The following is an 11,968-nucleotide window of genomic DNA, read 5'->3' on the forward strand; positions in this document are numbered from 1 at the left end:
CGCCCATCCTGATAAAACTCGATATCCAGCTTCGTTGCCATCTCGTCGGACAGGTCAAACAGCTGACGCCTGCAGGAGACAGGCAGAAGCAAGGATTTCGCTCCCTTTTCAACGGCAATCTCTGCCAGGGTGACCGCGTTGTGAATCGGCTCTATGGTGCCGCCGAGGGTCACTTCGCCAACAACCACCAGGCCACCTCGGACGGACTTCTTCAGCAACGCGCTGGACAAGGCGATGAGCGCACCGACTCCGGTCTTGGCACCCGCCTTGGCAGCATCGAAGCCAGGCAACTGGACCGAAAACTCATGGGAGCGCGGGTCGCGGTCACCGACCAACTGCTGGGCGCGGGCATACAGGTTTTGTTCAGCGCAGCGGATGGACTCTTTGAACGCCGCTGGAACCGGGTTGTTCAGCACGCGCACGCCACTGCCGGGTCCCTCGTTCACTTCCAGCCGGAAAAGGCCGGAGTGCTCTTCATCGCCGCCCGGGCTCAGCACCCAAATCTGGCCGCATTCCAGCGGCTCATCCCCGATACCGCCCTGGCTCTGCAGCTCCGGGGTACTGACAAACTTCTCGACCCCCTCGGCACCCAGGGTGTAGCTGAAGTGGGTGTTGCGGAATTCTGCGGCACCGATGCGCTTTTGCTGCTCCTTGACCCGACGGCGAACCTCGAGAGCCAGGCGCACGGCCCACTCCAGGTCTTCTTCGCTGACCGCCATGTCCGAGTCGGGGTACAAAAGCTTCAGCAGGCCACTCACGGTCTTGTTGACCCCGTTGAGGTCTCGACCAGACAATGCACCACCCCAGCGCACGCGCCCTTGCAGCGTCGATACCCGGCTCCGCTGAAATGCCGGCGGTCTTGATCAATTGGGTCCAGCGCTCCGTCTCTTGCTTGAGGTGGGTGCGCAGCACCTGCGGGGTGGTGCCCATCGGCTCGGCACCAATCGCATCCAGACGCTTTTTCACCTCTGGATCGCGCATGGACTCATTGAGGGCCAGGCTCAACTTTTCCACGATCGCCGCTGGCGTGCCTGCGGGCATAAAAGTTGCAAACCATGGCGAGACCTCATAGCCGGGGACCCCGGCCTCCGCCACGGTCGGCACATCGGGTAACGATGCCGAGCGCTGCTTGGTTGTCACGGCAAGGGCGCGCAGCTTACCAGCCTGGATATGCGGGCGTGCCGATGTGATGCTGTCGAACATAAAGTCCACCTGACCACCCAGCAGGTCCGTGACCGCAGGGCCGCTGCCACGATAAGGGACATGCAACATCTGTACGCCGGTCAATGCCGTGAAGTTTGCACCGGCCAAATGGATGGAAGTCCCGTTCCCCGCAGAAGCATACGTAAGCTTATTCGGCGACTTTTTGGCCTGCTCGATCACGTCCTTCACGCTCTGAATGTTCTTTTGGCTGGCGTGGGTCACCAAGACGTTGGGCACCACAGCCAGCAAGCTGACGGGTTCAAAGTCCTTGATCGGGTCATAGCTCAGTTTGCTGTACAGCGCACCATTGGTCGCCATGCCGATGGAGGTGATCATCAGCGTGTAGCCACCCTTGATGAGCTGGATGTGATTGCTAGAAATTGAGCGAGGGGCACAGCGCGACCTTGAGGGCCCAAACTCCAGGTGAAATTCTGAATGAATGCGTTGGATTGATTGGTGGAATCCCCAACCCAAAGCGGCCTCCCCATGCTGCTTGCCCCCTGCGGAATGCGCAGGCACTTGTGCGCGCACCTTCTGCACCTTCTCCTTGTGATCCGCTTGTCGCAATCGCTTGTGTTCCACCACCAAGAGTCCCTGGAAGCGGCTGGAGACCTCTGAATGGGTGACGCTGTTTAAAAGGACCGTACGAGCACCCGGCAATTCGCCGATATCGCGCAGCAGGTCCGGCGCCCACAGCATGGTGGCGCTGACCAGGTGAAACGTGTCTATGGCCGGATTCAATTCCAAAATTTGCGATCTGCAACAAAGTTATAGGAAGCACCACCTGGTCACACGCTGATGTTTGGCGACATTCATTGCTACTAAAAATTAAGTACTGACCGTACGGAGGGCGCTGCCGCTGTTGCCTTGCCTGTTCAAGCGCTGGCCGAGCAGACGCTCGACAAGATTTCCTGCAGTCTGGGCCATTCGCGCACGCTGCTGCACAGGACACAACACGCACCGGATGGTTTTTGGGCAATCGCCGTATACTGTATGCATGTACAGCAATCGTCTTTTATCCGGCCTCCCAGTGCCTGCCACCGCCTCGTCCATGGCGCTGCCACTGGCCGACTGCCCGGTACGTGCCGGCTTCCCCTCGCCTGCGGAGGACTTCCGGGGGGAGCGTCTGGACATTGCCAGCCTGCTGATCGAGCACCCGCACGCCACCTACCTGCTGCGGGTGGCGGGACCTTCGATGCGGGAGTACGGCATCGACGATGGAGACCTGATCGTGGTGGACCGCGCCATCCAGGCACGCCATGCGCACATCGTGGTGGCGATGGTGGAGGGAGAGTTCACGGTCAAGCTGCTGCACTGTGCGGGGGGTGCTGTACGCCTCCAGGCGGGCAACCCCGCCTATCCGGACATCACCCCCCAGGAGAACGAGACACTGGAGATCTGGGGCGTGGTGACTTCCTGCATCAAACGTTTTGCCCGTTAGCCATGCAGCTGCCCGCACGCCGCCATCCGCAGTTCGACCCGGCCAGCCTGTATGCCTACCCGGAGCACCTGCGCGCGAACCTGCAAGACCTGCCGGCAGCCCCGGGGGTTTACATCTTTCATGCGCAAGGGGACAGCCTGCCGCTGTACACCGGCAAGAGCGTGAACCTGCGCTCGCGCGTACTGGCCCACCTGCGCAACCCGGAAGAGGCACGCATGCTGCGCCAGGCCACGCACATCAGCCACATTCGCACGGCGGGAGAGATTGGCGCCCTGCTGCTGGAGGCCCAACTGATCAAACAGCAGCAGCCGCTGTACAACCAGAAGCTGCGCCGCAACCGCCAGCTGTGCGCACTGCAACTGCGTGATGGCCGGCCCGAGGTGGTCCATGCCCGGGACATGGACTTTGCCAGCACCCCAGGCCTGTACGGCCTGTACAGCAGCCGCACGGCGGCCTTGCAGGCACTGCACGGACTGGCCGATGTACATGCCCTGTGCCTGGGTGCGCTGGGGCTGGAAAAGCTGCCACCGGGCCGGGCGTGCTTCAGGGCCATGCTCCAGCGCTGTCAGGGCGTGTGCTGTGGCCGTGAGACTCCGGCCGAGCATGCCCAGCGCCTGCTGGCGGCACTGGAAAACCTGCAGATTGCCACCTGGCCCTACCCGGGGCCGATCGCCCTGCAGGAGCGCTGCGATGACCTGCAGCAGCTGCACGTGGTGCACCACTGGTGCTACCTGGGCAGCGCCACCAGCCTGCCCCAGGCGCGCAAGCTGGCCAAGGTGGCTGCCGGCTTTGACGCGGATGGCTACAAGATCCTGTGCCGCCCCATCTTGACGGGACAATTGCCCATCGTGCAGCTGTAGGCACCGCCATGTTTGCCCTGATCGATGGCAACAACTTCTATGTGTCCTGTGAACGGGCCTTCCAGCCGGCGCTGCGCGGCCAGCCCGTGGTGGTGCTGAGCAACAACGATGGCTGCGCCATCTCCCGCTCGGACGAAGCCAAGGCCCTGGGCATCCAGATGGCCCAGCCTTATTACCAGTTCCGGGAGCTGGAGCGCACCTGCGGCTTGATCTGCCTGTCGGCCAACTTCGAGCTGTACGGCGACATGAGCGCCCGCATGATGGCGATTGCCGCAGGCCTGGGGCCGCTGCAGGAGATCTATTCCATCGATGAAAGCTTTATCGGCGACCTGGACGGCATCCCCGAACTGACACGCCGGGCACGGGCCATCCGCAGCCGCATCTGGCGCTGGACCAGCATCCCCACCTGCATCGGGCTGGGCCCCACCAAGACGCTGGCCAAGCTGTGCAACCACATCGCCAAGGATGCCGAACGCCAACCCGGCCACCAGTCGGCAGAGATGCAAGGGGTGTGCAACTGGGCCGAGCTGACCCCCGCACAGCGCCAGGAACTGCTGCAACGCACCCCGGCCGGCGGTGTGTGGGGCATTGGCCGCCGCATGGCGGCCAGGCTGGCAGAGCACGGTCTCTGCACGGCCCTGGACGTGGCCAGGATGCCTGCCCCCCAGGCCCGCCAGGAATGGGGCGTGGTGCTGGAGCGCACGGTGCGGGAGCTGCAGGGCATCAGTTGCATCAGCCTGGAACATGCCCCGGCCCCCAAGCAGCAGATCGCATGCACCCGCAGCTTTGGCCAGACCATCCGCAGCTTGCCACCCTTGGTCGAAGCGGTGAGCGAATTCGCCACCCGGGCCGCTGAGAAGTTGCGCCACAGCCAGCAGCTGGCCGGGGCGGTGCTGGTGTTTGCGCACAGCTCTCCCTTCCGCGCGGGGCCGCGGTTCAATCGGTCCATCACCCTGCCGCTGCCGTGCCCCACTGCCGACACCCGAACGCTGCTCCAGGCCGCCGTAGTCGGGCTGCGCCAGATCTACCAGCCAGGGTTTGAGCTGGCCAAGGCCGGCGTGATGCTGCTGGACCTGTGCCCTGCCAACACCCAGCAGCAAGCCGAGCTGCTGTTTGAAGCCCCCCGCACCTGCCGAGACCCAGGCAAGCTGATGGAAGCCATGGATCGCATCAACGCCCGCTATGGCCAAGCCACGCTGCACATTGGCAGCACCGGCCACACGCAGACGGATGCGGCTGGATGGCGCATGAAGCAGGAGCACCGCACGCCCCGCTACACCACAAGGCTGGACGAAATACCGGTTGCGCGGGCCAACACCTGCGCGTGAAAGCATCCCGAACAGGACAGTGGGTCACACAGCTTGGGACTGCGGTGATTCAGCTTGGGGCCCGCTTGGAACGCATGGACGCTGACAGCGCTCCGCGCATGGCCCAGCAGGCATGCCACGCAGCGCCGCCAGGTGCTGCAGCAGTCGCTGCGCTTTGCGCACGATCGCTATGAGGCCGGCCATGCCAGCGACCTGGAAGAGCTGGACGCCCAGCGCAACCTGTACGCGGCCGAGCTGCAAGTGGTGCGCCTGCACCAGGCCGAGCTGGACAACCGCGTGCAGCTGTATAAGGCCCTGGGGGGCGGCTGGCAGTCTGCAGACGCCGCACCCCCGCAAAAACCATAGCTATTGGCACAAGCTGCAAGCGGGCTGGAGGCACTTTTCGCTGTACACGCCAGGTTTGAATCTGCGCCTGGGCGGCAGGCCCAGGCCCCACAGCGCCAGTGGCTTCATGGCTGCGAGCACCGCAACTGCAAGTCCAGCGCCAGGGTCAGCAGCAGCGCCGCCACAAACACCCCGGCCACCAGCCACCAGTCGGGCGCATGCAGCGGCTGCAGGTGCAGCAGCCGGCTGAGGGCCGGCACCTGCATGCTGGCCACCAGCGACGCCAGCGTGCCCCCCACCAGCCACCGCGCCGCAGCACGGCGCAGCTGGGTCAGGCCCGTGGTGACGCCGGCGCTGGCGACCAGCAGCACCGCCAGCGCCATGGCGCGGGCATGTTCCACGTTCTGGTCCGCGCCCAGCGCGTACAGGTAGCTCCACACCACGGCCACGCTCGCCAGGCCACCGACCAACGCCATGCACAGCCAGGCTTCCGGGGCAAAGAAACGGGCCGTGCGCTGGCGCCGCACCGGCGCCAGTGGGCCGTGCGCGGGCAGGTCCTGGAAGGCCATCATGGCTGTCGGGTGGATCACCAGCTCCAGCCAGACGATGTGCAGCGGCAGAAACACCAGCGGCAAGCCCATCAGCGGGATGGCCGCCGCGCCCACCACCAGCGGCAGGTGCACCAGCAGCAGGTAGGCAAAGGCCAGGCGCAGGTTCTGGAACAGTTGCCGACCCTCGGCGACGGCGTCGACGATGGTGCGGAAGTTGTCATCCAGCAGCACCACGGGCGCCACCTCGCGGGCGCTGCGCGTGCCGCGGGCGCCCATCGCCACCCCGATGTCGGCCTGGCGCAGCGCGGGCACGTCGTTGACGCCATCGCCGGTGACGGCCACTAGTTCCCCGGCCGCTTGCAGCGCCTGCACCAGGGCCAGCTTCTGCGCCGGCGTGGCGCGCGCCACCACGTCCAGCCCCGCGTGGCCATGCAGGCGCGTGGCCGGATCGTCCTCGGGCGCCAGCACCAGGGTCTGCGGGTGGGCGCCGCCCAGGCCGATCGCGCGGGCAATCGCCGTGGCCGTGGCCGGGTGGTCGCCGGTGACCATGATGACGCGCATGCCCGCCGCCATGCAGTCCGCGATCGCCTCGCGCACGCCGTCTCGCACCGGGTCTTCGAACGCCAGCAGGCCGGCCCACTGGAAGCCATGGTCGGGCTCCACCGCCATCGCGACGCCGGCGGGAAAGGCCTTCCAGGCACAGCCGATGAGCTTGCGCCCCGACTGCGCGTGCTGGTTCACCAGGTCCAGCCAGTGGCCCCGCTCGCCATCGGACAGCACACACAGGGAAAGTATGGTTTCAGGAGCACCTTTCACATACGCAGCAAGCGCTCCAGCCTGATTGGACCAAATCGCTGTTTCCCGCCGCCGCGCTTCCGTGAAGGGAAATGCCGCCCGTTGTTCCCCCGGCACTGCCGGGCCCAGCGCCTGGTGCAGGGCCTGGTCCATGGGATCGCCGCTGTCCGGGCGGGCGGCCCGGCAGGCCACCTCCAGCACACCGCGCGCGTCCAGGCCCGCTGCCGGCATCTGCTGCGACAGCACCAGCGCCCCGGCGGTGATGGTGCCGGTCTTGTCGGACAGGATGCAGCTGACCCGGCCGATGTTCTCCACCGCCACGGCGCGGCGCACCAGGGCGTTCTTCTTGGCCAGACGGAACACCCCGGCCCCCAGAAAAAAGGTGTAGACGACGGGGAACTCCTCGGGGATGGCCGCCACGGCCAGGGTCACGGCGCTGAGCAAGGCATCCATCCAGCCATGGCCCTGCCACAGCCGCACCAACGCCAGCACCGCGCACACGATGAGGGCCACGCCCAGCAGGATGGCCACCAGTTCACGGATGGCTTTTTGCAGGGGCGTGGCCTCGTGGCTGCCCTCGGTGGCGGTGCGCACGATTTCGCCATAGCGGGTGTCCTGCCCGATCCAGAGCACGCGCAGCCAGGCAGTGCCGGTCAGCAACCGGGTGCCCGCCGTGCCCCAGTGCACCTCGGCCGCCGAGGGCGGCAGCACCCCGTCGCCCTCCAGCGCGCGCTTGGCCACGGGCAGCGACTCCCCGGTCAAGGTCGATTCGTCCACCTGCAAGCCGCTGCCTTGCACCAGCAGGCCATCCGCCGGAAAGTACTCGCCCGGCTGCACCCGCACCAGATCACCGGGCACCAGCGCGCGTGCGGGCATCTGCTGCCACTGGCCATCGCGCAGGCATTCGGCCGAGCTGGCCAGGCGGCTGGCCAGTCCGGCAGAGGACGCCGTGGTCCGCAGGTGCAGGTAGGCATCCATGCCCAGCAGCGGCAGCATGGCCAGCAGCAGCGTCAGCGCCTCGGTCGTCTGGCCCAGCAGACCGAACAGGCCGGCGGTCAGAGCCAGGAACCAGAGCATGGGATCGCTGGCCGTGTCGCGCGCGATGCCCCACCAGCTGCGGGTCACCTGGGGCACGATGTCGTTCCAGCCGCAGGCACTGCGCTGTGCCTCGGCCTGCTGCGTGCTCAGGCCCTGCGTCCGGGCGTCGACACCCGGCAGGGTGTCCGTGGGAATGCGGCGTTGTGTCATGCGGTCGATTGTTCGCCTTCACCCGGATTGGCGCAACGCCGGCCGCCATGAGATGCGGCGTGCTGCGTGCGCAGCGGCGCCTGCGCAACACCCACCAACTTGCGTTTACGACTGGCCGGGTTCAAGGCTATTCTGATCGCCGTGCACCGCAGGCCCCGGCGGGACACCACACCACCTCCGACCCCCAGCCACCCTGTGGCAGCCAGATGCCGCCACCGGTTCTCGAGGATCTACAGCATGGCGGAAAAAAACCCGACGCTGCGCACCTGGCCTGTTCGACCCGTCATCGCCGGCATGGTCGTCGCGGCCATGTTCTTTGTGGCCACCGTGCTGATCACCCTGAACTGGTTCAGCTCCCGCAGCCTGCTGATCGACTCTGCGGTCCAGACGTCCTACTACGCCGCCCACGCTGCCTCCGAGCACGCCCGCCGCCTGATTGAGCCGGCGTCGGCCACGCTGCGCACCCTGTCCTTCGACCCGCTGGTTACGGCCTCCCGGCAGCCGGAACGTCTGGCGCGCATGCGCCTGCTGGCGGCCGAGCTGATTGCCAACCCCTTGGTGTCCGCGATTTATGTGGGCTACGCGGATGGCGACTTCCTGCTGATCCGCCCCCTGGAGAACCCCCAGATCCGGCAGCAACTGCAAGCGCCCGAATCCGCCAGTTACCTGGTGCAGGCGGTCACGCGGGAGCCCCAGGAGCCGCCCGCCGGGTCCTTCTATTTTTACGATGCCAACCTGGACCTGGTGACCCAGCGCCACCAGGCGGACTACCAGTTCGACCCCCGCGAGCGCAGCTGGTACCAGAAGGCCCAGGACCGCGCCTCCACCGTGCTGTCGGACCCGTATGTGTTCTTCTCGACGCGCCAGGTGGGCATCAGCCTGTCCCTGCTGACGCCCGCCTCGGACGCCGTCGTCGGCCTGGACATTGCCTTGCACGACCTGGGCCAGGACCTGGCCGACCTGCGCATCACCCCCGGGACCGAGCTGGCACTGGTCGATGGCAAGGGGGCCGTGATCGCCTACAGCGACATGCCCGCACTCACCGACCCGGCGCAGGGCACTCCGGTGCTGCGCCCGGTGGACACCCTGCCCACCCAGGCGCTGTCCACCCTGCGCCACATCGGCCAGGATGGCGTGCCCGTGTCCTACACCAGCGAAGGCCGGGCGTGGCTGGGCGTCATCCTGCCGTTCGATGCACTCAACCGCACCGACATGCGCATGCTGCTCACCGTGCCGGCAGCAGAGCTGCTGGGCGGGCTGCAGCACAGCCGCACCCGCATGATCCTGATCGCCGGCGGGCTGATCCTGCTGTGCCTGCCCCTGGGCTGGTGGGCCGGCAGCCGCATCGGCCAGGCCCTGGAGCACGTCACGGCCCAGGCCAAACGCATGTCCGGCTTCGATTTCAGCCGCCCGCCGGCCCAGCCCACGCCTCTGCGCGAGGTGGCCGAACTCAACCACGTCATGAACCACGTCAGCGCCACCGTGGAAGAATTTTTATCGATCAGCCAGGTCCTGGGCTCCGAGCCCCAGATTGAGGCCATGCTGAACCTGGTGCTGGAAAAGCTGGTGCGCGCCACGCGCTGCCAGGGTGGCGCCATCTATCTGAGCCAGCAGGACCAGGCCACCATGACCCGCTTCGCCGTCGTCGGCGATCTGAACGAGCTGGGGCCCCAGCTGCACTACGTGGATAGGCCCAAACCCGCGACCCTGCAGTCCGGCAAGACCGGCGCACGCGTGCAGCGCATCGAATTCCAGCTCCAGGGGCGCACCGGCGAGATCGAAGGCATGCTGGTGCTGCTGTACGAGAACGACCAGGAACACGCAAGCCCGGAATTCCACGCCTTCGCCGCCAAGCTGACCGGCATGATGACGGTGGCCATCGAGACGCGCCAACTGATCGAGTCGCAAAAACAGCTGTTCGACGCCGTCATCCGCGTGCTGGCCGATGCCATCGACGCCAAGAGCCCGTACACCGGGGGCCACTGCGAGCGCGTGCCCGAACTGGCCATCATGCTGGCCAACCGCCTGGATGCCGACACCACAGGCCCCTATGCCGACTTCAGCCTCACGGACGAAGAGCGCTATGCCTTCTTCCTGGCCGCCTGGCTTCACGACTGCGGCAAGATCACCAGCGCCGAGCACATCGTCGACAAGCCCACCAAGCTGGAACTCATATACAACCGCATCCATGAAATCCGCATGCGCTTCGAGGTGCTGTGGCGCGATGCCGACATCGCCCACCTGCAAGCCCTGCTGCAGGGCGAGGACGCCGCAGCCGCCACCGCGCAGCGCAACCAACGGCACACGCAGCTGCAGCAAGACTTCGCCTTCGTGGCCGCCTGCAATATTGGCGGGGAGTCCCTGCAGGACGAGGCCATCGCGCGGCTCCAGCAGCTCGGGGCCACCACCTGGTGGCGCCATTTCGACGACAGCCTGGGCCTGTCCACCGACGAGTTGGCCCGGCTGCGCCAGCACCGTGGCCCGGCCCCGGAGCTGCCCGTGGCCGAGCCCTTGCTGGCGGACAAGCCGGAACACCGCATCCCCTGGGGCGCGCACAAGCCCGCCGTGGAGCGCGGCGACCCCCGCAACACCCTGGGCTTTGACATGCAACTGCCGGCCTACCGGCAGCACCGCGGCGAGCTGCACAACCTCAGCATCCGCCGCGGCACCCTGACCGAGGAAGACCGCTTTGCCATCAACGAGCACATCGTGCACACGCTGGACATGCTCAAGAAACTGCCGTGGCCGCGCCACCTGGCGCGCGTGCCAGACATTGCAGCCAACCACCACGAACGCATGGACGGCGCCGGCTATCCCCGCCGGCTGCCCGGCAGTGCCATGCAGACCACCGAGCGCATCATGGCCGTGGCCGACATCTTTGAAGCGCTGACCGCCGCCGACCGCCCCTACAAGCCCGCGAAAACCCTGTCGGAGTCGCTGCGCATCATGGCTCTGATGGGCAAGGACGGCCACATCGACACCGAGCTGTTCCTGTACTTCCTGCACAGCAGGGTGTGGCAGGACTATGCCGCGCAATACCTGCTGCCCGCGCAGATCGATGCGGTCGACGTGGCGGCGATCGCCGGCATGCTGCGACCATGATTGCATGAATGAAATTGGGCTGTAGTGCTTATTCAGCCTGCGCTGACAGCTATCAAATAATTCATGCATACAGCTTCTGATGCGAAGCCCCCAGCACCCCACACGCAAAGCGCCTGCTGCAAGGATGGTTACTGCCAGCGCCTGGAAAAAGCCGATACTGGTCCGCGGTGGCTGGCGCGGTCTTACGTAGCCCGCACACCGTTCACTGAACGCGGCATCGGATCTTGAAGGAGCATTCCATGAGACATGTAGCTTCACTCGCCCTGGTGGCGGCAGTCGCCCTGTCGGCCTGCACAACGGCCCCCGCCAGCAACCCGTCCATGGCCCAGGCCTCACCGGCCACCGTGCTGAATGGCAAGCTGGTCGGCCCCAACCAGATGACGCTGTACGTGTTTGACCGCGACGCGGCCGGCAGCGGCAAGAGTGTGTGCAATGGCGGCTGCGCCACCAACTGGCCCCCGCTGATGGCACCGGCCAGCGCCCAGCCGATTGGCCACTGGAGCGTGGTGACGCGCGATGACGGCGGCAAACAATGGGCCTACCAGGGCAAACCTCTGTATTACTGGGCCAAGGACAGCAAGCCCGGCGACGCCACCGGCGACGGCGTGGGCAACGTTTGGCACACTGCCAAGCCCTGAAGGCCCTAGCCCCGCCAAATTCCCCCTCCCACGGGAAAGCCATTGGGGGGCCGCCTGCGCGTGAAGGACCTGTGGCGACCGACTTCGCATTTGCCTTATTAGCGCTGTGCATGGTTGGCGCTGGGTGGCTTGCCAGCCCGTGCTGACAGGCTTGGCGGCTTACGTCGTCAGCGACGTCCTGGACTGCGCTGCGGTCTGTCGCGGTTTTTTCGCGAAGCACGGGTTTTTACATCATCGTCGCCCCTGGCATTGGCATTCTGATGAGTGCCTGGAATGCAATCCTATGAAAGCGCTGGCGTGGACTGCCATCGTCAACGGGGCGGTTGCGGAAGCCTCCGTGGCCATGGTGCTGTGAATTGGGCAGTCCGCCCACCTGATGGGGGACTGGTCGATCAGCCTGCGCACCGCGTAATGGGTTGTACGGCCACGCTACCAATGGCGATTTACGTGGCCGCCATGCTGGTGCTGTGAACGGGCG

At 66.1% G+C, this 11,968-nt stretch carries 7 protein-coding genes and 3 pseudogenes; 6 read left to right on the forward strand and 4 right to left on the reverse strand.

The genetic code is table 11. The features are described from left to right. From CA2_RS16765 to CA2_RS18685, 3 genes and pseudogenes are all read right to left on the reverse strand, one after another. On the reverse strand, nucleotides 1–497 hold a 497-nt coding region (locus tag CA2_RS16765; protein ID WP_304515741.1), incomplete at its 3' end, for a S16 family serine protease. Between the two features lie 162 nt (nucleotides 498–659). Continuing rightward, nucleotides 660–812: pseudogene (locus tag CA2_RS18680) on the reverse strand (BREX system Lon protease-like protein BrxL); the annotation flags it as partial. Between the two features lie 25 nt (nucleotides 813–837). Beyond that, nucleotides 838–1,551 (reverse strand): annotated as a pseudogene (locus CA2_RS18685) (tripartite tricarboxylate transporter substrate binding protein); the annotation flags it as partial. A 649-nt stretch (nucleotides 1,552–2,200) separates the two neighbouring features. On the opposite strand from CA2_RS18685, the gene CA2_RS16770 reads away from it, so the two are divergent. From CA2_RS16770 to CA2_RS16785, 4 genes and pseudogenes are all read left to right on the forward strand, one after another. After that, nucleotides 2,201–2,644, forward strand: coding sequence for a LexA family protein (locus CA2_RS16770; protein ID WP_042420165.1), 444 nt, complete (start codon nucleotides 2,201–2,203; stop codon nucleotides 2,642–2,644). A 2-nt stretch (nucleotides 2,645–2,646) separates the two neighbouring features. Continuing rightward, entirely contained in the window at nucleotides 2,647–3,504 is an 858-nt protein-coding gene (gene cho / locus CA2_RS16775) for an excinuclease Cho (protein WP_042420169.1), read from the forward strand. 8 nt (nucleotides 3,505–3,512) lie between these two features. Further along, nucleotides 3,513–4,832 (forward strand): Y-family DNA polymerase, encoded by a 1,320-nt coding sequence (locus CA2_RS16780; RefSeq protein WP_042420172.1) that lies wholly within the window; start codon nucleotides 3,513–3,515, stop codon nucleotides 4,830–4,832. Between the two features lie 108 nt (nucleotides 4,833–4,940). After that, nucleotides 4,941–5,177 (forward strand): annotated as a pseudogene (locus CA2_RS16785) (TolC family protein); the annotation flags it as partial. A gap of 104 nt (nucleotides 5,178–5,281) precedes the next feature. Here CA2_RS16785 and CA2_RS16790 read toward each other — a convergent pair. Continuing rightward, nucleotides 5,282–7,750, reverse strand: a complete 2,469-nt coding sequence (locus CA2_RS16790; RefSeq protein WP_042420179.1) for a cation-translocating P-type ATPase — start codon at nucleotides 7,748–7,750, stop codon at nucleotides 5,282–5,284. 237 nt (nucleotides 7,751–7,987) lie between these two features. On the opposite strand from CA2_RS16790, the gene CA2_RS16795 reads away from it, so the two are divergent. Next, complete coding sequence (locus tag CA2_RS16795) at nucleotides 7,988–10,852, forward strand: HD domain-containing phosphohydrolase (protein ID WP_042420182.1); 2,865 nt, start codon at nucleotides 7,988–7,990, stop codon at nucleotides 10,850–10,852. Nucleotides 10,853–11,091: 239 nt separating this feature from the next. Beyond that, nucleotides 11,092–11,490 carry a COG4315 family predicted lipoprotein gene (locus CA2_RS16800; RefSeq protein ID WP_042420189.1) on the forward strand — a complete coding sequence of 133 codons (399 nt, stop codon included), beginning with the start codon at nucleotides 11,092–11,094 and terminating at the stop codon, nucleotides 11,488–11,490. Nucleotides 11,491–11,968 lie beyond the last annotated feature (478 nt).

Source organism: Comamonas aquatica NBRC 14918 (assembly GCF_000739875.1).
Lineage (GTDB): Bacteria > Pseudomonadota > Gammaproteobacteria > Burkholderiales > Burkholderiaceae_C > Comamonas > Comamonas aquatica.

What these genes read in the sequence shown, in the direction of transcription:
- CA2_RS16790 (WP_042420179.1), bottom strand. Translation starts at nt 7,750, where the DNA reads ATGACACAACGCCGCATTCCCACGGACACCCTGCCGGGTGTCGACGCC.
- CA2_RS16795 (WP_042420182.1), top strand. Translation starts at nt 7,988, where the DNA reads ATGGCGGAAAAAAACCCGACGCTGCGCACCTGGCCTGTTCGACCCGTC.
- CA2_RS16770 (WP_042420165.1), top strand. Translation starts at nt 2,201, where the DNA reads ATGTACAGCAATCGTCTTTTATCCGGCCTCCCAGTGCCTGCCACCGCC.
- CA2_RS16780 (WP_042420172.1), top strand. Translation starts at nt 3,513, where the DNA reads ATGTTTGCCCTGATCGATGGCAACAACTTCTATGTGTCCTGTGAACGG.
- cho (WP_042420169.1), top strand. Translation starts at nt 2,647, where the DNA reads ATGCAGCTGCCCGCACGCCGCCATCCGCAGTTCGACCCGGCCAGCCTG.
- CA2_RS16800 (WP_042420189.1), top strand. Translation starts at nt 11,092, where the DNA reads ATGAGACATGTAGCTTCACTCGCCCTGGTGGCGGCAGTCGCCCTGTCG.